21 protein-coding genes are annotated in these 20284 nt (G+C 69.0%); 18 read left to right on the top strand and 3 right to left on the bottom strand.

The window, feature by feature from the left end:
* Nucleotides 1-20 precede the first annotated feature (20 nt).
* The 3 genes from ACIQCS_RS08980 to ftsH all read left to right on the top strand — a co-directional run bounded on the left by ACIQCS_RS08980 (nucleotide 21) and on the right by ftsH (nucleotide 3995).
* A complete protein-coding gene (locus tag ACIQCS_RS08980; RefSeq protein ID WP_345849582.1) occupies nucleotides 21-986 on the top strand; it encodes a hypothetical protein in 966 nt (321 codons plus the stop codon).
* The gene (gene tilS, locus ACIQCS_RS08975; protein ID WP_345849583.1) at nucleotides 964-1965 is read left to right on the top strand and encodes a tRNA lysidine(34) synthetase TilS; all 1002 of its coding nucleotides are present in this window, start codon (nucleotides 964-966) and stop codon (nucleotides 1963-1965) included. The genes ACIQCS_RS08980 and tilS overlap by 23 nt, the downstream gene beginning before the upstream one ends.
* 68 nt (nucleotides 1966-2033) lie before the next feature.
* Nucleotides 2034-3995, top strand: a complete 1962-nt coding sequence (gene ftsH / locus ACIQCS_RS08970) for an ATP-dependent zinc metalloprotease FtsH (RefSeq protein WP_345849584.1) — start codon at nucleotides 2034-2036, stop codon at nucleotides 3993-3995.
* Between the two features lie 412 nt (nucleotides 3996-4407).
* Here ftsH and ACIQCS_RS08965 read toward each other — a convergent pair whose 3' ends face one another.
* Nucleotides 4408-5484, bottom strand: coding sequence for a DUF3667 domain-containing protein (locus ACIQCS_RS08965; protein WP_345849585.1), 1077 nt, complete (start codon nucleotides 5482-5484; stop codon nucleotides 4408-4410).
* Nucleotides 5485-5534: 50 nt separating this feature from the next.
* On the opposite strand from ACIQCS_RS08965, the gene ACIQCS_RS08960 reads away from it, so the two are divergent.
* From ACIQCS_RS08960 to ACIQCS_RS08910, 11 genes are all read left to right on the top strand, one after another.
* Nucleotides 5535-6788 carry a glutamate-5-semialdehyde dehydrogenase gene (locus ACIQCS_RS08960; protein WP_345849586.1) on the top strand — a complete coding sequence of 418 codons (1254 nt, stop codon included), beginning with the start codon at nucleotides 5535-5537 and terminating at the stop codon, nucleotides 6786-6788.
* Between the two features lie 31 nt (nucleotides 6789-6819).
* Complete coding sequence (locus tag ACIQCS_RS08955) at nucleotides 6820-7083, top strand: CopG family transcriptional regulator (protein WP_345849587.1); 264 nt, start codon at nucleotides 6820-6822, stop codon at nucleotides 7081-7083.
* Nucleotides 7071-7358, top strand: a complete 288-nt coding sequence (locus tag ACIQCS_RS08950) for a type II toxin-antitoxin system RelE/ParE family toxin (RefSeq protein WP_345849588.1) — start codon at nucleotides 7071-7073, stop codon at nucleotides 7356-7358. The genes ACIQCS_RS08955 and ACIQCS_RS08950 overlap by 13 nt, the downstream gene beginning before the upstream one ends.
* Nucleotides 7355-7984 (top strand): nicotinate-nucleotide adenylyltransferase, encoded by a 630-nt coding sequence (locus tag ACIQCS_RS08945; RefSeq protein ID WP_280277579.1) that lies wholly within the window; start codon nucleotides 7355-7357, stop codon nucleotides 7982-7984. Before ACIQCS_RS08950 ends, ACIQCS_RS08945 begins: the two co-directional genes overlap by 4 nt.
* Nucleotides 7985-8064: 80 nt before the next feature.
* Nucleotides 8065-8373, top strand: a complete 309-nt coding sequence (gene rsfS, locus ACIQCS_RS08940) for a ribosome silencing factor (RefSeq protein ID WP_137861951.1) — start codon at nucleotides 8065-8067, stop codon at nucleotides 8371-8373.
* A 26-nt stretch (nucleotides 8374-8399) separates the two neighbouring features.
* On the top strand, nucleotides 8400-8822 hold the full coding sequence (locus ACIQCS_RS08935; RefSeq protein ID WP_280277580.1) for a 23S rRNA (pseudouridine(1915)-N(3))-methyltransferase RlmH: 423 nt from the start codon (nucleotides 8400-8402) through the stop codon (nucleotides 8820-8822).
* A gap of 4 nt (nucleotides 8823-8826) precedes the next feature.
* Nucleotides 8827-9999, top strand: coding sequence for a peptidoglycan DD-metalloendopeptidase family protein (locus tag ACIQCS_RS08930; RefSeq protein WP_345849589.1), 1173 nt, complete (start codon nucleotides 8827-8829; stop codon nucleotides 9997-9999).
* A gap of 66 nt (nucleotides 10000-10065) precedes the next feature.
* Nucleotides 10066-11418, top strand: coding sequence for a S41 family peptidase (locus ACIQCS_RS08925; protein ID WP_345849590.1), 1353 nt, complete (start codon nucleotides 10066-10068; stop codon nucleotides 11416-11418).
* Nucleotides 11419-11421: 3 nt separating this feature from the next.
* On the top strand, nucleotides 11422-11907 hold the full coding sequence (locus ACIQCS_RS08920) for a disulfide bond formation protein B (RefSeq protein WP_345849591.1): 486 nt from the start codon (nucleotides 11422-11424) through the stop codon (nucleotides 11905-11907).
* A complete protein-coding gene (locus ACIQCS_RS08915) occupies nucleotides 11904-12437 on the top strand; it encodes a demethoxyubiquinone hydroxylase family protein (RefSeq protein WP_345849592.1) in 534 nt (177 codons plus the stop codon). The genes ACIQCS_RS08920 and ACIQCS_RS08915 overlap by 4 nt, the downstream gene beginning before the upstream one ends.
* Nucleotides 12438-12490: 53 nt before the next feature.
* Entirely contained in the window at nucleotides 12491-12898 is a 408-nt protein-coding gene (locus ACIQCS_RS08910) for a hypothetical protein (RefSeq protein ID WP_345849593.1), read from the top strand.
* 127 nt (nucleotides 12899-13025) lie between these two features.
* Here ACIQCS_RS08910 and ACIQCS_RS08905 read toward each other — a convergent pair whose 3' ends face one another.
* Complete coding sequence (locus ACIQCS_RS08905) at nucleotides 13026-14234, bottom strand: hypothetical protein (RefSeq protein WP_345849594.1); 1209 nt, start codon at nucleotides 14232-14234, stop codon at nucleotides 13026-13028.
* A gap of 113 nt (nucleotides 14235-14347) precedes the next feature.
* On the opposite strand from ACIQCS_RS08905, the gene ACIQCS_RS08900 reads away from it, so the two are divergent.
* Nucleotides 14348-15595 (top strand): putative DNA modification/repair radical SAM protein, encoded by a 1248-nt coding sequence (locus tag ACIQCS_RS08900; protein WP_345849595.1) that lies wholly within the window; start codon nucleotides 14348-14350, stop codon nucleotides 15593-15595.
* A gap of 17 nt (nucleotides 15596-15612) precedes the next feature.
* Here the strand turns inward: ACIQCS_RS08900 and ACIQCS_RS08895 are convergent, their stop codons facing one another.
* Nucleotides 15613-16086, bottom strand: coding sequence for an Lrp/AsnC family transcriptional regulator (locus ACIQCS_RS08895; RefSeq protein WP_345849596.1), 474 nt, complete (start codon nucleotides 16084-16086; stop codon nucleotides 15613-15615).
* Nucleotides 16087-16617: 531 nt separating this feature from the next.
* Between ACIQCS_RS08895 and ACIQCS_RS08890 the strand changes: the two genes are divergently transcribed.
* Genes ACIQCS_RS08890 through ACIQCS_RS08880 form a run of 3 tightly spaced genes read left to right on the top strand, consistent with a single transcriptional unit; the run spans nucleotide 16618 to nucleotide 20241 of the window.
* Nucleotides 16618-17808: a parallel beta-helix domain-containing protein gene (locus tag ACIQCS_RS08890; RefSeq protein ID WP_345849597.1), complete on the top strand. Its 1191-nt coding sequence runs from the start codon at nucleotides 16618-16620 to the stop codon at nucleotides 17806-17808.
* Nucleotides 17805-18824, top strand: coding sequence for an SO2930 family diheme c-type cytochrome (locus ACIQCS_RS08885; RefSeq protein WP_345849598.1), 1020 nt, complete (start codon nucleotides 17805-17807; stop codon nucleotides 18822-18824). Before ACIQCS_RS08890 ends, ACIQCS_RS08885 begins: the two co-directional genes overlap by 4 nt.
* A gap of 22 nt (nucleotides 18825-18846) precedes the next feature.
* On the top strand, nucleotides 18847-20241 hold the full coding sequence (locus tag ACIQCS_RS08880) for a UdgX family uracil-DNA binding protein (protein WP_345849599.1): 1395 nt from the start codon (nucleotides 18847-18849) through the stop codon (nucleotides 20239-20241).
* Nucleotides 20242-20284: the final 43 nt, after the last annotated feature.

Here is a 20284-nt window from a genome sequence, read left to right as displayed (position 1 = left end):
TGCACCGGGGGGTGTGATCGATGCGTTTTCTTCTTGCCGCCACCGCAATGGCCGTCGTCTTCGGCGCCGGCACCGCCCAGGCCCAGGATTCGGCACTGTCCGGCCGCGTCGACCGGCTCGAGCGCGAGATGCGCGCCGTGCAGCGCAAGGTGTTTCCGGGCGGCGCCGGCCAGACGGTGGAACCGCAGATCACGCCCGAGACCAGCACGAGCGTGCCCGGCACGCCGTCGGGCACGCCGCTGATCGACCTGACCCAGCGCGTCACCGCGATCGAGGAGCAGCTGCGCACGCTCACCGGCCAGGTCGAGCAGGGCCAATACCGCCTGCGCCAGCTCGAGGACGCCTTCGCCGCCTACAAGCGTGGCAATGATGCGCGCATCAAGGGGCTCGAGGACCGCGCGACCGCCAATGCGGCGCTGGGCGGCGAGGATACGACGGTGCCGGCCGATACCGCCGGCGCCACGATCCGTCCGCCGGCGGGCGGCACGCGCCCGACCACGCCGCCTCCGGCCGCGGGCACCACGCCGGCCGCGGCCAAGCCCGGCGGCACGCGCGCCCAGCAGGTCGCGGCGATCGAGAAGCCCAATACGGGCGATCCCGCCGAGGACGGCTATGCCTATGGCTTCCGCCTGTGGCAGGCCAAGCTCTATCCCGAGGCCCGCCGCGAGCTCGAAGCGGTGGCGACCAAATATCCGACGCATCGCCGCGCCAGCTATGCGCAGAACCTGCTCGGCCGCGCCTATCTCGACAGCGGCGCGCCCAGCCTGGCGGCGGTGGCCTTTTACGAGAATTACAAGAAGAACCCCAAGGGCGAGCGCGCGCCCGACAGCCTCTATTATCTGGCCCAGGCGCTCATCAAGCTGAAGAAGCCCGCCGCCGAGGTCTGCAAGGTCTATACCGAGCTCGACCAGCTTTACGGCGACAAGCTCTCGATCGAGATGAAGACCGGCGTGGCGGAGGGCCGTGCAAGCCAGAAGTGCAAGTGACCGGTTGACGCCCGACCAGGATAAGGTCGAGCGTTTCCGCCGCGATTGCGAGGCGCTGACCGGCGGCGCTCCGGATGCGGGGCGCCCGCTGGCCCTGGCCGTCTCGGGCGGGCCGGACAGCCTGGCCCTGCTCCTCCTTGCCCATGCGGCCTTTCCCGGCGCGGTGATCGCGGCGACCGTCGATCACGGCCTGCGCCCTGAAGCGGCGGAGGAAGCCGGGTTCGTCCGGCAGCTGTGCAATCGGCTCGACCTGCCGCACGAGACGCTCGGCGGAACCGTGCCCGCCGCCGGCAACCTGCAGCAGGGCGCGCGGGCGCTGCGCTACAAGCTGCTCGCCGATTGGGCGGCGGGCCGGGCCACATGGCTCGCGACCGCGCACCAGCAGGACGATGTCGCCGAGACCTTCCTGATGCGGGCCCGGCGCGGCGCCGGGGTGGGCGGGCTTGCCGCGATGGCGGCGGCGCGGCCGCTTGGCCGGGTCATGCTGATCCGGCCGCTGCTCCACTGGACCCGGGCGGAACTGGAGTCGCTGGTCGCGGATGTGGGAATCGCGCCGGTGCGCGACCCCTCCAACGCCGATCCGCGCTTCGACCGTGCCCGCATCCGCGCATTGCTGGCGCAAATGGGGGAACTGCCCGCCGATCGCCTTGCCGCCGCCGCACGCAACCTGCGCGATGCCGAGGATGCGCTGGCCTGGGTCGCCGAGCGCGAATGGCGCGCGCGCGCGGTGGTCGAAGACGGCTCGGTCGCGTTCGATCCTGCCGGTCTGCCCAGGGAGCTCCGCCGCCGCCTCGCCGAGCGGGCGGTGGCGACTGTCCGCGCCGCGCACGGCCTGGGCCCCGATTGGCGGGAGACCGGGCTCGAGCCCCTGCTCGCCGCGCTGGATGCCGGGGGCACCGGTACGATTGCGGAAGTGATCGCCCGGGCCGGGGCTGCTATCTGGCATTTCGCGCTGGCGCCACCGCGTCGATCACACTGATCGACGCTGTTCCATTGCCATTAACTTGGCCGTGCCTATCTTGGGCAGCGGAAAGGTACCGAATCCGCATGAGCGACAACGACAAGCAGCAGGGCCCCGACAATGGGGGCGGCAACCCCTGGATGAAGAGCCTGTTGATCTGGGTGGGCATCCTGGCGGCGCTCGCCCTGTTCGTGACGATCTTCGACAAGAACAACGCGCCCGCGCCCGGCGATGCCGTGGCCTATTCCGATTTCATGGCCAAGGTGAACAACGGCGAAGTGAAGTCGGTGAACATCTCGCGCGCCACCGGCGTGGTCAGCGGCGAGCTGTCGAACGGCGGCAAGTTCCGCACGAACGCGCCCGAGGATCCCGCGATGATCGGGACGCTCCTCGCGAAGAACGTGAAGGTCTCGGCCCGGGCCGAGGAGGGGCCGAACATCTGGATCTACCTCCTCTATCAGTCGCTGCCGTTCCTGCTGATGCTCGGCATCGCCTTTTTCGTGATCCGCCAGATGCAGAAGGGCTCGGGCTCGGGCGCGATGGGCTTCGGCAAGTCGCGGGCGCGCCTGCTCACCCAGAAGGAAGGCAAGGTCACTTTCGACGACGTGGCGGGCATCGACGAGGCGCGCGAGGAGCTGCAGGAGATCGTCGAGTTCCTCAAGGACCCGACCAAGTTCGCCCGCCTGGGCGGCAAGATCCCCAAGGGCGCGCTGCTGGTCGGCTCGCCGGGCACCGGCAAGACGCTGCTCGCACGTGCAATTGCAGGCGAGGCGGGCGTGCCCTTCTTCACCATTTCGGGCTCGGACTTTGTCGAGATGTTCGTCGGCGTCGGCGCGTCCCGTGTCCGTGATATGTTCGAGCAGGCCAAGAAGTCGGCGCCCTGCATCGTCTTCATCGACGAGATCGACGCCGTCGGCCGTTCGCGCGGTGCCGGCCTTGGCAACCAGAATGACGAGCGCGAGCAGACGCTCAACCAGCTGCTCGTCGAGATGGACGGCTTCGAGGCGAACGAGGGCATCATCATCATCGCGGCGACCAACCGCCCCGACGTGCTCGATCCCGCGCTGCTCCGTCCGGGCCGCTTCGACCGCCAGGTCCAGGTGCCGCGCCCGGACATCGAGGGCCGGGTGAAGATCCTCCAGGTCCATATGAAGAAGGTGCCGCTGGCGCCGGACGTCGAGCCGCGGGTGATCGCGCGCGGCACGCCGGGCTTTTCGGGCGCCGATCTCGCCAATCTGGTCAACGAAGCGGCGCTGCTCGCCGCCCGCCGCGGCAAGCGGCTGGTGGCGGCGCAGGAGTTCGACGATGCGCGCGACAAGGTGCTGATGGGCGCCGAGCGCCGCTCGATGGTGATGACCGACGACGAGAAGCGGATGACCGCCTATCACGAGGCCGGCCACGCCCTGGTCTTCGCCCATGAGCCGACGGCGGACCCGATCCACAAGGCGACGATCATCCCGCGCGGCTTCGCGCTGGGCATGGTGCAGCCGCTGCCGGAGCGGGACAGCTACAGCTATCACCGCGACAAGATGCACGCGGATATCGCCGTGGCGTTCGGCGGCCGCATCGCCGAGGAGCTGATCTTCGGCTATGACAAGGTGTCGTCGGGCGCCTCGAACGACATCATGCAGGCGACGCGCCTCGCCCGTGCGATGGTGACGAAATGGGGCCTGTCGGACAATGTCGGCCCGCTGGACTTCTCGGAGAGCGACGAGAGCTACGGCTATGCGATCTCCCGCGCCAAGCCGATGTCGGACGAGACGGCGCGGCTGATCGACAGCGAAGTGAAGGCGTTCGTCGAGCGCGGTCTCGGCCGTGCCCGCCAGTTGCTCACCGATCATATCGACCAGCTCCACACCATCGCCCAGGCGCTGCTCGAATATGAGACGCTGACCGGCGAGGAGATCAAGCGGTTGATCGCGGGCGAGGATCTGGGCCGCGAGGATCCGGGCGCGGCCGCGCGGCCGGCGGCGGTGGCGGGAACTTCGATCCCCAAGATCCGCAAGCCCAAGGGGCCGTTCGGCCAGCCGGCGCCGCAGGGCGCCTGAGCTGAGGCTCCAGTCCAAAGGAAAGGGCCTTCCCGGTCGTTCGGGGAGGCCCTTTTTCTTTCGTCCCCATCTTCTTGGATCGTAGTCCCGCCCGGGATTCCGACCTGACGATCTCGCAACCCGCCTGGTGGACCCCGGCACAAGGCCGGGGTGACCGGCGAAAGGCGGCTACGCGTCCGTCCAATCTGAACCTCGGTACAGCCTTGGGCCAGAAGCTGATCAAGGCTCCGATCTCTTTCGTCATCCCCGCGAAGGCGGGGATCCAGGGCCCAGAGGCGGATTGCGCGCAGTCGAGTCCCGCGCGCTCCGGAGGCGCTCGCCTCGTGGCATCGTTGTCCCGCGCTAGTCTGGACCCCGCCTGCACGGGATGAGGGTGTCTGTTGACGGAGGCGGCCCCGGCCGCCCGCTTCGCCTATCCGAACAGCCCCAGCGCCACCAGGATCAGCACGAAGATCGCCAGGATCCAGCTGATGAAGAAGGTCAGCACCCAGGCGCGCATGATCGCGGAGAACCAGCCCAGCTGATAGGCCTGTTGCAGCTGCCGGGTCACATGGACGAACGGTATCGCCAGCGCCGCCACGGCCAGCCAGCCGCCGCCCAGCCCGATCGCGGCGACGATCGCCACCACGATGTAGAAGAGCGACATGAAGGTGATCGAATAGGTGACGAACACCGCATGATCGTAGAGCTTGTACTGCCGCTTCCAGAAGAACAGCGCCCACAGGAACGGCACCGAGAGCGGGATCAGCAGCCAGGAGAATTTGTAGCTGGCCGACTGGAGCTTGTACATCATCAGCGCCGGGTTCTTCTGCCACTTCTCGATGCCGTGATCGAGTGCGTGCCAGCCGGTATGGGCCTCCGCCATCGACCCGTCGAGATGGTCGCCGCCCAGCGACTTCGCCGCCTTGTCGAGCCCGGCCAGGTCGCTCTGCGCATTGGCGATGCGCTCGCGATACTCGGCCTTCTCCTCCTCGTCGGTGGCGGCGGCGAGCTTCCGCTGCGCCTTGCCGAGCTTCGCCTGCGCATCCTTGCGCGCATAGTCGATCGCGGCGAAGGGCTTCATGTTGCCGGCATTGAGCTCGGTCGGCGCCGAGATTCCCACCCAGGAGAAGACCGCGAACATCGCGAAGACCGAGAAGAGGAAGATCGCCATGGGCGAGACGAAGCGGGCGCGCTCGCCGGCGATGTAGCGCCGCGTCAGCTCGCCCGGCCGCCAGGCGAGCATCGGCAAGGTGCGCCACAACTTGCCTTCGAAATGGAAGACGCCGTGCAGGATGTCGTGGCCGATCGCGGAAAGCGAACGATGGATATGCGCTGCCTGGCCGCAGCCGTGACAATGCGATCCGATCAGCGCCGTCCCGCAATTGAGGCACAGCCCATGCCCCGCATCGTTCCCCGTGCCATGCCCTTCGCCCGCCTGCGGCTCCACCGCACGGCCGAGCAACGCCCCCGTCGCCAGTTCCCCGGCTGCTTCGATTCCCCCCGACATGGCGCCGGACCTATCAGCTTGATCTTGCGCGTGCTAGGCGCAAGCGCAGCATGACCGACACCGCCGCCCTGATCGCCCAGATGGCCCAACGCGCCCGCCGCGCCGCAGTGCAGCTCGCCGCCATGCCGACCCCGGCCAAGGCCGCCGCGCTGCGCGCCGCCGCCGCCGCGATCCGCGCCGACACGCAGGCGATCCAGGCCGCGAATGCCGAGGACATGGCCGCCGCCAAAGCCAATGGCCTGTCGGGCGCGCTGCTCGATCGCCTGAAGCTCGATGCCGGTCGGATCGAAGCCATGGCCGCCGGAGTCGAGGCCGTGGCCGGGCTCGCCGATCCGGTCGGCGACGTGATCGACCGGGTCGAGCGGCCCAATGGCCTGGTGCTCACCCGCGTCCGTGTGCCGATCGGGGTGATCGGCATCATCTATGAGAGCCGGCCCAACGTCACCGCCGATGCCGGCGTGCTCTGCGCCATGGCGGGCAATGCCGCGATCCTGCGCGGCGGCTCGGAAGCGATCCGCTCGAACCGCGCCGTCCATGCCGCGCTCGCCCGCGGCCTGGCGGAGGGCGGCATGCCCGAGGATGCGGTGCAGCTCGTTCCCGTCACCGATCGCGCCGCGGTCGGCGCGATGCTTGCCGCCGAGGGAGCGATCGACATGATCGTGCCGCGCGGCGGCAAGAGCCTGGTCGCCCGGGTCCAGGCGGAGGCGCGCGTCCCCGTGCTGGCCCATCTCGACGGGCTCAACCACACTTATATCGACGGTGCCGCCGATCCGGCGATGGCGCGCGATCTCGCGCGCAACGCCAAGATGCGCCGCACCGGCATCTGCGGCGCGACCGAGACGCTGCTGATCGACCGCGGCTTCGCCGATCCGCGGCCGGTGCTGGCCGCGCTGGCCGATGCCGGCTGCGAGCTGCGCGGCGATGCCGAGATCCGGGCGCTCGAGCCGCGCGCGGTCGCCGCCGATGCCGCGGATTGGGACACCGAATATCTCGATTCGATCCTGTCGGTGAAGCTGGTCGACGGCGTGGACGCGGCGATGGCGCACATCGCCGCGCACGGCTCGCATCACACCGATGCGATCGTCACCGCCGACGCGGCCGTCGCCGAGCGCTTCCTGGCGCAGGTCGACAGCGCGATCGTGATGTGGAACGCTTCCACCCAGTTCGCCGATGGCGGCGAGTTCGGGCTGGGTGCCGAGATCGGCATCTCCACCGGCCGCCTCCACGCCCGCGGGCCCGTGGCGCTCGAAGGGCTGACGACCTATAAATGGGTGGTGCGCGGCACGGGCCAGGCGCGGCCTTGAACTCCTGAATACGAATGTATACAATGGTGGCATGAGCAAATCCGCCGTCGTTACCGCGCGCCTCGATCACGAGACGCTGGACCTTGTCGACAAGGTTGCGGCCGCACAGGGTCGAACCCGTGCCGATTTCGCTGCTGAAGCGATCCGGCGCGTCGCGGAGAGCGAAGCCGACTTCATGGCCTTTGTGCAGGTGGGGATCGACGCTGCCGAGCGCGATGAGGTCGTGCCGCATGCCGAAGTCATGGCCGAACTCGAGCAGATGATCGAAAAGCACCGGGCTCGATGCCGGTCCTGATCTGGACGGTACCTGCACGTGATGACATCCGCAGGATTGACGCCTGGCTCGATGAGAACGCTACGCCCGGTTCCGCCGTCGCGACGCTGACGGCGATTTATCGTCGCGCCGCATTTCTCGCGAATTTTCCCCGGTCGGGACGGCCGTTGAAGAGCGGTCTGCGCGTTCTGCGCGTCCTCGATACCCCGCACGTGATTCTGTACCGCGCGACGGAACCGGAAGTGCTGGTTCTGCGCGTACATCATGAACGCGAAGACTGGCTGGTCGAGCCATGAAGCGCATCGGCCTGCTCGGCGGCTCGTTCAACCCGGCGCATCTCGGCCATCGCAAGCTCTCGCTCCACGCGATTCGGGCGCTGGGGCTGGACGAGGTGTGGTGGCTCGTCTCGCCGGGCAATCCGCTGAAGGACAAGGCCGGCATGGCGCCGTTCAAGGCGCGCATGGCCTCGGCCCGGCGCATGGCGCGGCATGCGCCGATCCGCGTGTCGGACATCGAGAAGCGGATCAAGACGCGCTACACGGCCGATACCGTCCGCAAGCTGCCCCGGCTGTTCCCGCAGCACCGCTTCATCTGGCTGATGGGCGCGGACAATCTCGCCCAGTTCCACAAATGGGAGCGCTGGCGCGACATTGCCGAGCAGGTTCCGATTGCGGTGATCGCCCGTCCGGGGTATGATCGCGATGCCCATGCAAGTCCTGCAATGGGTTGGCTGCGGCGCGCTGTGTGGCCCGCAGGCCAGGCGAAGAACTGGACGCGTTGGAGATTGCCGGCCCTCGTGCTGTTGCGCTTCCGCCCCGATCCGACTTCGGCGACGAGCCTTCGGGCCGCCGATCCCGCCTGGCACCGGCGTTTTTCCGCGTCGTCTCCACAACAAGCGCGCACAGACAAGTTGCAACCCTAGGAGGCCCCTTGGCCACATCGCCCAATGTTCTGCGTTCGCCCGATGCCGCTGGTGGCACCGAGGCGCTGCATCAGCTCGTGATGGCGTCGCTCGACGACGATCAGGCGGTCGAGACGGTCTCGATCCCGCTTGCCGGCAAGAGCAGCATCGCCGACTATATGGTCGTGGCATCCGGCCGTTCGACGCGTCAGGTCGCGTCGATGGCGGTGAAGCTCGCCGACAAGATCAAGGCCGAGTTCGGCCGCACCCCGCGCGTGGAGGGCCTGCCCACCGCCGATTGGGTGCTGATCGACGCGGGCGACGTGATCGTCCACCTGTTCCGCCCCGAGGTGCGCAGCTTCTACAATCTCGAGCGGATGTGGTCGTTCGGCGAAGCCGGCCAGGCGTGATCCGCTAGAAAGGGGCGGTACGGGCGATGCAGCTCCATATCGTCGCGCGCGGGAAGATCGGCCGCAGCCCGGAGGCGGAGCTGGTCGATCGCTATCTCCGGCGCATCCAGTGGCCGAGCAAGGTGACCGAGCTGCCCGATACGGGCGGCAAGGTTCCCGAGCTTTCGGGCAGCACCCGGATCGTGATGCTTGACGAGACGGGCGAGAACCTGCCCTCGCGCGTGCTCGCCGAGCGGCTGGGCGCCTGGCGCGATGACGGGGTGCGCGAGGCGCGCTTCCTGATCGGCGCGGCGGACGGATTCGAGGATGCCGATCGTGCCCAGGCGGATCTGCTGCTCAGCTTCGGCCGCGCCACCTGGCCGCACATGCTGGCGCGGGCAATGCTCGCCGAGCAGCTGTGGCGCGCCACTTCCATCCTTGCCAACCATCCCTATCATCGCGAAGGCTGAGCCCGTGCTCCGCCCGCTGATCCTCGGCGCCAGCCTGCTGGCGATCCTCGCCACCGGCAGCTTCGCCGCGGCGCAGGCACCGAGCCTCGGCGAGCAGCAGGGCCGCCTGCGGGAGGCCACTGCCCAGAGCCGCGCGGCGCAGGCGCGCAGCGTGCAGCTCGAGCGCCAGGCCGCGTCGGAGCGCGACCAGGCCGTGCGGGCGCGGGCGCAGGAGGCCGCCGCCGCCGAGCGGATCAAGGCCGCCGAGGCCGACATCGCCGCCGCCCGGGCGCGCATCGGCATCGTCGACCGCCAGCTCGCCGCGCAGCGCACCCGCGTCGCCGAGCGCCAGGGCCCGATCCTCCGCCTGATCGCCGCGCTCCAGTCGATGGCCCGCCGCCCGGCGGTGCTCGGCCTGGTCCAGCCCGGCTCGACTGCCGACATGGTCCATGTCCGCGCCGTGCTCGGCACGGTGATGCCCGTGGTCGAGGCCCGCACGCGCGATGTGCGCGCGGAGCTTGGCCATATCCGCGCGCTGCGGGCCGATGCGCTCGCCGCGGTCGAGAGCTTTCGTGCGGCGCGCCGGCGGATCGAGGACGAGCGGGTCGCCCTGGTCCGGCTCGAGGCGGATCACCGTGCCCGCTCCGCCCGGCTCGCGTCGAGCGCGCTGGTCGAATCGGACCGGGCCATCGCGCTGGGCGAGCACGCCCGCGAGATCGTCGACCAGATGGAGACGGCGGGCCAGGCCGCCGGGATCCAGGCCGATCTCGCCGCACTTCCCGGCCCGCTGCCGCGCCCCGGCAGCGCCCTCGCGGCGCCGTCGCGCCGGGCCGGCGCCCCTTATGTCCTGCCCGTCGCCGGCGCGGTCGTCACCGGCATGGGCGAGCTTTCCGCCACCGGGGTGCGTGCCCGCGGCGTCACGCTCGCCTGCGCGCCCGGCAGCGATGCCGTGGCGCCCGCGGCCGGGCGCATCCTCTTCGCCGGCCCGTTCCGCGACTATGGCGGCGTGGTGATCATCGACCATGGCAATGGCTGGACCAGCTCGGTCACCGGGCTGGGCGGCACCAGTGTCCGCGTCGGCGAGCAGGTGGCGCAGGGCGCGCGCATCGGCCGGACCCCGGGCGGCGACGCGCCGCGCGTCACGGTGGAGCTGCGCCGGCGCGGCGAACCCATGGACCTTGCGCGCCTGCTCGGCTGATTGTGCCGTGCATTTGCCGCGATCCCGTCCTAGATTGATCCTCGAACGCGTTTCCGGAAAGTAACTATGCTTCGTTCGTTCCTTCAGGTCACCGCCGCGGTCGGCGCGCTGGCGCTCGTTCCCATTGCCTCCGGCGCCATGGCCGGCGTGGACACTTCGAGCTTCAAGGAGCTCGACACCTTCATGGAAGTCTACAGCCAGGTGAAGGCGAACTATGTCGACAAGGTCGACGACAAGACGCTGATGAAGGGCGCGATCCAGGGCATGCTGGCCGCGCTCGATCCGCACAGCAGCTATGCCGACGGGCTCGATTTCGACAATCTGAAGATCCAGACCGACGGCAATTATGGCGGCCTCGGCCTCACCGTCACCCAGGAGGACGGGGCGGTGAAGGTGGTGGCGCCGACCGAGGACACGCCGGCCGCGCGCGCGGGCATGAAATCGGGCGACTTCATCACGCATATCGACGGCAAGTTCATCGTCGGCGGCAGCCTGGACGATGCGATCCAGCAGATGCGCGGCAAGCCGGGCACCAGCGTCACGCTCACCGTGATCCGCCCGGGTGCCGACAAGCCGCTCACCTTCACCATGAAGCGCGAGATCATCGTGCAGCGGCCGGTGAAGTGGGACGTCAAGGACGGCGTCGGCATCCTCAACATCAACACCTTCACCGCCCAGACCGGGGCGGACACGATCAAGGCGATCCAGGAGATCGACAAGAAGCTGGGCCACAAGCCGCTGGGCTATATCGTCGACCTGCGCCAGAATGGCGGCGGCCTGCTCAGCCAGGCGATCGAAGTGTCCGACATATTCCTGACGCATGGCGAGATCGTCTCGCAGCGCGGCCGCGAGAAGGCCGATATCGAGCGCTGGTACGCCGATGTGAGCGAGCCGGGCATCGTCGCGGTTCCGGGCGACCTTGCCCAGGGGCTGCCGGTGGTCGTGCTGATCGACGCGGGCACCGCCTCGGCCTCGGAGATCGTCGCCGGCGCGCTGCAGGACCATCACCGTGCGCTCGTCATGGGCGTGCGCAGCTTCGGCAAGGGCTCGGTCCAGTCGATCCTGCCGATGGGCCCGCGCGCCGCGCTGCGCCTCACCACGGCGCGCTATTATACGCCATCGGGCCGCTCGGTGCAGGAAGGCGGCATCAAGCCCGATCTGCTCGTGCCCCAGCTCACCGATCCCGACTACAAGACCCGGCCCTCGATCCGCGAGGCGGATCTGCGCGCGCACCTGATCAACAACGACAAGGTCGACGATTCGGTGCTCGAGGACGATCAGCGCACCGATCCGCGCTTCGCCAAGACGGCGGAGCAGCTGAAGAAGGACGGGATCGACGACTTCCAGCTGCACTATGCGCTGCAGACCATTTCCCGCCTCGGGCCCAAGACCCAGGTCGCCGCGACACGGAGCAAGTAAGCCATGCGTAACGACGGCCTCCGCATCGCGCGCTGGATCGCGCTCCTCCTTCCCCTCGCGTTGGTGGGCGGCGCGCATCTCTCCGAGCTGTTCGGCCTGGTGCCGTGCGAGATGTGCTGGTGGCAGCGCTGGCCGCATTATGCCGCGATCCTGGTCGCGCTCTCGGCCTTTTTCGTGCGTAGCCGGCCGCTGCAGATGACGATCGTCCTGCTTGCCGCCGCCCTGATCGCGGTGAGCGGCGGCATCGGCGTCTTCCATGCCGGCGTCGAGTATAAATGGTGGGAGGGCATTACCGCCTGCACCGCCCAGGTGCATGGCGACAATCCGATGGACATGCTGAACGATGCGCTGCGCCGGCCGCTGATCCGCTGCGACGTGCCGCAATGGACGTTCTTCGGGATCAGCCTGGCCGGCTTCAACGCGATCCTTTCGCTCGGCGGTGCGATCGTGATCTTCCTGCTTGCCGCCCGCAAGGGCGCCCGCGCATGAGCTGGAAGCCCGGCGATCGGCGCGAGGGGCTGGCCTCGATGGTCCGCGTCGACCAGGCGGGCGAATATGGCGCGACGCGCATCTATGCCGGCCAGCTCGCGGTGATGGGCGATCGCACGCCGATGGCGCGGATGATCGCCGGCATGGCGAGCCAGGAGGAACGTCACCGCGCCTTTTTCGACGCGATGATCGCGCGCCGCGGCGTACGCCCGACCGCGCTCCAGCCCTTCTGGAACGTCGCCGGCTTCGCCCTGGGCGCCGCCACCGCGGCGATGGGCCCCGAAGCGGCGATGGCCTGCACCGCCGCGATCGAGACCGAGATCGACCTTCATTACCAGCAGCAGCTCGAGGAGATCGGCGATAGCGATCCCGAGCTCGCCGAAGCCGTGGCGAAGTTCCGCGACGAGGAGCTCGAGCATCGCGATACCGCGCTCGCCCATGGCGCGGAGCATGCCCCGGCCTATCCGCTGCTGTCCGGGGTGATCCGTGCCGGCTGCCGCGCTGCCATTGCGGTATCGAAACGGATATAAAGGCCCCATTCAGCCGTTTTGGACCAGGCACGGCACACAGCAGGAGTAAGCCGATGTTGAACCGGATCATGATCGCAGGCGCGCTCGCCGCCATTCCGATGCTGCTGCCCGTTGCCGCGCATGCCCAGAACGCGGCGCAGAACGGCGTGCTGGTGATCTATGGCAAGGACAAGTGCCCGACCAACTCGAACGGCGAGGAGATCGTGGTCTGCAAGCGCCTCGACGAGCGCGAGCGCTATCGCATCCCGTCGAACCTGCGCGAACAGGCCGGCCCGCCGCAGAAGACCGAGAGCTGGGCGGTGCGTTCGCAGGACGCGCTCACCTCGGGCGATTTCGGTACCGGCAGCTGCTCGACCACCGGTGCCGGCGGCGGCACCGGCTGCTTCGTGCGGAAGGCGACCATCGCCCGCGCCGAGGTTCGGGCGCGCAAGAAGGCCGAAGAGAATCTGCCGCTGCCATGAGCTGATTCCTCTCCCGCGCCACGGGAGCCGGGGAGGGGAACCGCGCCAACCAGATGGGATCCCTCCCACACAGCGCTCGCGGCGGCGCGCCTTTCCGGCGGCGCCTGCCGAGGGGGGCAGCTTCTTCCTACCGCGCCGGCCGGAACGCCACCCATTCGGGCGGCGGGCGGCGCACGCAATCGGCGATGATCCACAGCATCACCAGCGCGCGCGCCGCCGCGGCGCCGGCAACGTCCAGCGTGTTCGCCGCCGGCCAGGCGCCGTCCATACCGGCCAGGAACCAGAACTCGGCGAAATAGGCGAAGATCCCGGTCGCCGCGAACAGCGCCACCGGCCATAGCCGCGGCGCTGTCATCACCAGCATCGGCCACAGCCACAGGTCGAACTGGGGCGAATAGACCTTGTTGGTGAGCATGAACCAGGCGAGCAGCGGCGTCGACAGCAGCCAGAGCCGCGCATGGTGGCGCTGCCAGCCCAGGCCGATGATGGCGGCCCCGCCGATCGCGAAGGCGAGGGCGGCAAGGAGATTCTTGCCCGGCGTGCCGAGCTGCAGGATGCCGAGATTGCCGAGCACGTCCCAGGTCCCGGCAACGGTGCCGCCGCGTGCCTGCGAGAAGCGGTAGAATTCGCTCCAGTTCGCCGGCGCGAGCAAGGCGATCGGCAGGTTCACCGCCAGCCAGGCTCCGATCGCGGCGAGCTTCACCCAGCCGGTGCGCACCACCCGCTGCCACCAGCGGCGGCCCTGCTCGAGAAACGCCGAGAGGGCGAACAGGGGCAGCATCACGATCGGAAACAGCTTGGCGGCCACGCCCAGCCCGGCCGCGGCCCCCGCGCGGATCAGCCGGTCCTCGCGCGCCAGCAGCATCGCCCACACCGCCAGCGTGACGGCGATCATATCCCAATTATGCCCGACATAGAGGATGAGCGGCGGCGCGGCGGCCCACCACCAGAGCCGTCGCCGGTCCATCCCCGCCCGCCGGAACATCCAGAGGATCAGGAAGGCGAGGGCAATGTTCACTGCCGTCACCACGCCCAGGAACCTGGCGTCATTGGCCTCGCGCCCGAAGATCAGATGCGTCGCCGCGCCTTCGATCCAGATCGCCGCGCCGGTCAGCACCGGATATTCGATCGGGGTCTGGAGATAGGGGATCCGGCCCTTGTCCACTGCGCGCGCGGTCCAGAAGGGCACCGCATCGCTGTAGCAGCCGGTGAGATATTGTTCGGAATCGGTCCAGCCGCCCGGCATGCAATGCTGCTTGAAGCCGAAGCCGAGCAGGCAGGTGGCCGCCAGCACGACCAGCAGCGCGCGAAAATGCCGGTCGATCCTCAATCGCATCGCGCGCTCCAGAATTTCCCTCCCAGATGCGCTCGGGGAGGAACCGCTTGTTTTCGCTCGCCTCCTTCCACAACCCGCTGGACACCGCAACATCTGGAACATAAAGCGAACGAATGTCGCAGCTCGATCTCCGCGCGAAGCTCGCCGTCCTTGCCGATGCCGCCAAATATGATGCCAGCTGCGCCTCGTCGGGCACGGCCAGGCGCAATTCGGCGGCGGGCAAGGGGCTCGGCTCGACCGAGGGCATGGGCATCTGCCACGCCTATGCGCCGGATGGACGCTGCATCTCGCTGCTCAAGATCCTGCTGACCAACAGCTGCATCTTCGACTGTCATTATTGCATCAACCGCAAGAGCTCGAACGTCCGCCGCGCCCGCTTCACGCCCGAGGAAGTGGTCGACCTCACGCTCGGCTTCTACCGGCGCAACTATATCGAGGGGCTGTTCCTTTCCTCCGGCATCATCCGTTCGAGCGACTATACGATGGAGCAGATCGTCCGCGTCGCGCGGCTGCTGCGCGAGGTTCATGACTTTCGCGGCTATATTCATCTGAAGACGATTCCCGATGCCGATCCGGAGCTGGTGCGCCAGGCCGGGCTCCATGCCGATCGCGTCTCGATCAATGTCGAGCTGCCGACCGTGGCGGGGCTGGCCCGGCTGGCGCCCGAGAAGTCGGCGCCCCGGATCGAAGGCGCGATGCGGGACGTCCGTGCCGCGATCGAGGACGGTGCCGATGCCGTCCGGCGCTACAAGGCCGCGCCGAAATTCGCGCCCGCCGGCCAGTCGACCCAGATGATCGTCGGTGCCGACGCCGCCACCGATGGCGACATCATCGCGCGCGCGGCCGGGCTCTACGACAGGTTTCAGCTGCGGCGCGTCTATTATTCGGCGTTCAGCCCGATTCCCGATGCCAGCGCCGTGCTGCCGCTCCGGCGCCCGCCGCTGATGCGCGAGCATCGGCTCTACCAGTCCGACTGGCTGATGCGCTTCTACGGCTATGCGCCGGGCGAAGTGGCCGAGGCGGCGGATCCCGTCACCGGCATGCTCCCGCTCGACATCGATCCCAAGCTCGCCTGGGCCCTGCGGTTCCGCGCGCATTTTCCGGTCGACGTCAACCGTGCCCCGCGCGCGGCGCTGCTCCGGGTCCCAGGCCTGGGCGTCAAGGCGATCGACGCGATCCTCGCCGCGCGCCGCTGGCGCCGGCTGCGCCTGGCCGATATCGCCCGGCTGACGGCGTCGCTCGCCAAGGTCCGCCCCTTCCTGATCGCCGAGGACTGGCGCCCGGTCGCGCTGGCCGACCGCGCCGACCTGCATGCGCTGGTCGCGCCCAAAGGCGAGCAGCTCGAACTGTTCGCGGCATGAGGATGCTGTCGGTCGCCCTAGTCGGCGATCGGCACGAACAGCCCGCGCTTGCCCACGCCCAGCGCGACATTGGTGGTGAAGCGGCGCACGTTCGGATTGTCCGCCATCAGCCGGCTCATCAGCGCGTCATAGGCGCCGACATCGGGTGCGACGACGACCAGCACGAAATCGGCGGTGCCCGTGACGTAATAGATCTGCTGGACCTGCTCCTCCGCGGCCAGCCATTGGCGCAGCCGGGCGATCAGTTCGGGGCGCTCGCGCTCGATCTCCAGTGCCGCCAGGAAGAAATTGGGCTTCCCCACCTTGAGCGGGTCGACCACGGCGACCTCGCCCAGGATCACGCCCGTCGCGCGCAGTCGCTTGAGGCGGCGCTGCACTGCCGAGGCCGAGAGCCCGACCTGTCCGGCCAGGGCCTCGGCGGTCTGCGCCGCGTCGCGCTGGACCAGGGCGAGGAGCCTGCGGTCGAAGGGGTCGAGATCGGATCGGGCCATTGGCCGCACCCTAGCGCGTAAATGCGCCGAAATCCGCCGATTCGAGTCCCTTCTTCGCGGAAAAGCCGCGCGGGCGCGCCCCTATCTCCCGGGACGAAGGAGAATGTCATGATCGACCATATCGAGATCCGCACCACCCGCCTGGCCGAGAGCCTGGCCTTCTATGCCGATGCCCTGGCGCCGCTCGGCTATACCTAGAAGGTCGATGGCCCGGCCAAGGGCTTCGGCAATGATTCCGCGCTCGACCTGTTCCTGGTCGAGGGCGACGCGCCGTCCGACCTCCACTTCGCCTTTGCCGCGCCCGACCGCGCCACGGTCGACCGAATCTATGCCGCCGGCCGCGACGCCGGCCATGTCCTCGATCGCGCGCCTGCGCTCGCCCCGCACATCCATCCCAATTACTATGCCGGATATCTTCGCGATCCCGATGGGCGGTTGATCGAATTCGTCTGCCACGGCCCTAACTGACAGGCCTGTCAATTTCTCCCGATCGGCGTATCATCTTCAAAAATACGCAAGAGGGAGAGAGGGATGCTTCGATTCTGCGCACTCGCCGCGGTGCTGGTCGCCGCGACTCCGGCCCTGGCCCGCGATATTGTCGTCGAGGCCGGGCCCAATGCCCAGGAACGGCTCCAGTCCGCGCTGCTCGACGCCAGGCCGGGCGACACCGTCCGCATCGGCGCGGGCCGCTTCGAACTGACCGACGGGCTCAGCCTCGACGTGAACGGCGTCACCGTGCGCGGTGCCGGGGCCGAGCGGACGGTGCTCAGCTTCAAGGGCCAGCTGGGCGCGGGCGAGGGACTGCTCGTCACTTCGGACGATGTGGTGCTGCGCGACTTCGCGGTGGAGGATTCGAAGGGCGACGGCATCAAGTCCAAGGGCGCCGACCGGATCGTCTACAAGAATGTCCGCGTCGAATGGACCGGCGGGCCCAAGGCGACCAACGGCGCGTACGGCGTCTATCCGGTGGAGAGCGAGGATGTGCTGATCGACGGCGTCACCGTGAAGGGCGCTTCGGACGCGGGCATCTATGTCGGCCAGTCCAACCGGATCGTCGTGCGCAATTCCACCGCGATGTACAATGTCGCCGGGATCGAGATCGAGAATAGCGGCTTTGCCGAAGTCACCAACAATCTCGCCACCCACAACACCGGCGGCATCCTGGTGTTCGACCTGCCCGCCCTGCCCCGGCGCGGGGCCGGCTGGGTGAAGGTGCACGGCAACAAGGCGGTCGACAACGATACCCCCAATTTCGCCCCGCCCGGCAACACCGTCGCCACTGTCCCCACCGGCACCGGCGTGCTGGTGATGGCCGAGAACGACGTCAGCGTCACCGGCAACGAACTCAGCGGCAACGGCACCGCCAACATCATGGTCGTTGCCTATCGCCAGCCCTTCGAGGACAAGGGCTATGATCCCTATCCCCGCAACATCCGCCTCGCCGGCAACAAGCATGGCCGGGCCGGCTTCGCCCCTGCCATGCCCGGCGGCAAGGCGCTTGCGGCGGCGCTGGGCGGCACGCTGCCGCCGGTCTTCTGGGACGGCACCGGCGGCGACAAGGTGGGCCTCACCGGGGATGACGGACCGGTGCTGACCCTGGGTCTTGCGCTCGGCGCCGGCATCGAGACCGCCAGGCCGCAGATGATCAAGCTCGACAACGCGGTCCCGCCGCCCTGGCAGAGCTTCAAGCTCCCGCCCGCGATGGAGGCCGCCGCCAAATGAAGGCGCTGCTCGGCGCGGCCGCCCTGTTCGCCGCCGCGCTGCTCGGCCAGCCGGGCGGCGTGAACGACGCGGCGATCACCGGCGAGGGCTATCCCGCGCGCCTCTCCGAATTCGGCTTCTTCACCGATCTCGCGGCCCGCACGCCGGCCCAGGGCCTGCTCCGCTACGACCTCGAGACTCCGCTCTTCTCGGACTATGCGGCCAAGGAACGCTATATCTACCTGCCGGCCGGCACCCGGGCGAAATATGATCCGGACGGGCCGCTCGATCTCCCGGTCGGTGCGGCGCTGGTCAAGACCTTCGGCTATCCGGTGGACGGTCGGTTCAAGCCGCTGGAGACCCGCGTGCTGCTTCACCGGGCCGGCGGCTGGGTGCCGATCCCCTATGTCTGGAACGCGGAGGGCACCGATGCGGAGGTGAAGCGCGCCGGCACGCGCATCCCCGTCGCCTTCGCGGATCCCTCCGGCGAGCGGCACGCCATTTCCTATGCCGTGCCCAACCAGAACCAGTGCAAGGATTGCCACGGCCTGGCCGGCCGGGTCACGCCGATCGGCATCAAGGCACGCTATCTCAACCATGGCGGCCAGCTCGAGGCGATGCTGGCTGCCGGCATGCTCGACCGGCTTCCGCCCGACGCGCCGCGCGTCGCCCGCTGGGACGACCAGGCCGCGCCGCTCGACGCGCGTGCCCGCGCCTGGCTGGAGATCAACTGCGCGCATTGCCACAATCCGCGGGGCGCCGCGTCCAATTCGGGCCTGTTCCTCGATCTCGCCCGCGCCGATCCCGAGCAGCGCGGGCTGTTCAAGCGCCCCACCGCCGCCGGGCGCGGGGCGGGCACGCGCGACTTCGACATCGTCCCCGGCGCGCCCGACGCCTCGATCCTGCTCTATCGGATGGAATCGACCGATCCCGGCATCGCCATGCCCGAGCTCGGCCGTGCCACCGTCCACAAGGAAGGCGTGGCGCTGGTCCGCCAGTGGATCGAATCGATGCCGAAATCCGCGCCGGGGCGTTAGAGCCCGCGAACCGGAGGGCAGAGTGCGCGTCGTCACCTTGGCAAGCGAAGACGATTTCGAAGGCTGGCGCGATGCCGCGCGCGGGCTTGCCCAGGCCGGCGTCCCCCCGTCGGAAATCCTGTGGCAGGTCGGCGAGACCCTGACCGACCTCTTCGCCGGCGAAGCCGCGATGCCGCTGGTCGACTCCCGCGTCCTCAAGGTCCCGCCCGCGTTCCTGGACCTTGCCCGGTCGGCGATCCTGCACGGCGACCCCGCGCGCTTCGCGCTGCTCTATGCGCTGCTTGCCGGCGATCCTCGCCGCATCGCCGACCCGGCCGATCCGCGCGTCCGCCGGCTGGAAGCGATGGCCCGCGAAGTCCGCCGCGACATCCACAAGATGCGTGCCTTTGTCCGCTTCCGCGAAGTACGGGACGCCCCGCCTTTCCCGGGCATCGGCGCGCCCGACGCCCGCTATGTCGCCTGGTTCGAGCCGACCCATCACATCGTCCGCGCCAATGCCCGCTTCTTCGTCGAGCGATTCGCCAATATGCGCTGGTCGATCCTCACGCCCGCGCTCTCGCTCCACTGGGATACCGAGGCGCTGCGCGAAGGCCCCGGCGCCACCCGGGCGGACGCCCCCGGCGAAGATCCGGTCGAGGATATCTGGAAGGCCTATTACGCCGCGATCTTCAATCCGGCCCGCCTGAAGACCGGCGCGATGCTCCGGGAGATGCCGCGCAAATACTGGAAAGACATGCCGGAAACCGCGTTGGTGCGGGAACTGGTCGCAACCGCGCGCCAGCGGGAGACGGCGATGGTGGCGGCACATGCCCGGTCGGGCGGCAATGCCGAAGCGGCGTGGCGGGCGCTGCGCGACGAGGCGGCGCACTGCACTCGCTGCGATCTGCACCGGCATGCCACGCGGACCGTGTTCGGCGAAGGCCCGCCCGATGCCCGGATGATGCTCGTCGGGGAGCAGCCCGGCGATCAGGAGGATCTGGCCGGTCGCCCGTTCGTCGGCCCCGCCGGGGACATGCTCGATCGCGCCATGGCCGCGGCGAGGATCGATCGCGACGGCGTCTACGTCACCAACGCGGTCAAGCATTTCAAGTTCGAGCGCCGCGGCAAGCGCCGCATCCATGCGAGGCCCGATGCCGGCGAGATCCAGGCCTGCCGCTGGTGGTACGAGCAGGAACGCGCGCTGGTGAAGCCCGAGATGACCGTCGCGCTGGGCGCGTCCGCCGCCCGCCAGCTGCTCGGCAAGGCCGTGACGATCGCGGCGACGCGCGGCCGGGTGCTGGAACTGCCCGAAGGCGGGCTGGGCTGGGTGACGATCCACCCCAGCTATCTCCTCCGCCTGCCCGACCGGGCGAAGGCAGAGGACGAATTCGCGGCGTTCGTGGAGGATCTGGCGGAGGCGGCGAAGGCCCTGGCCTAGCCAGAACCGCTCCGGTGCAAGCCGGGGGGCATTTTCAGAACTC

Origin of the sequence: Sphingomonas sp. NPDC092440 (genome assembly GCF_044754985.1) — a bacterium.
Classification (GTDB): domain Bacteria; phylum Pseudomonadota; class Alphaproteobacteria; order Sphingomonadales; family Sphingomonadaceae; genus Sphingomonas.
This window is presented reverse-complemented; position numbering and strand designations above follow the sequence as displayed.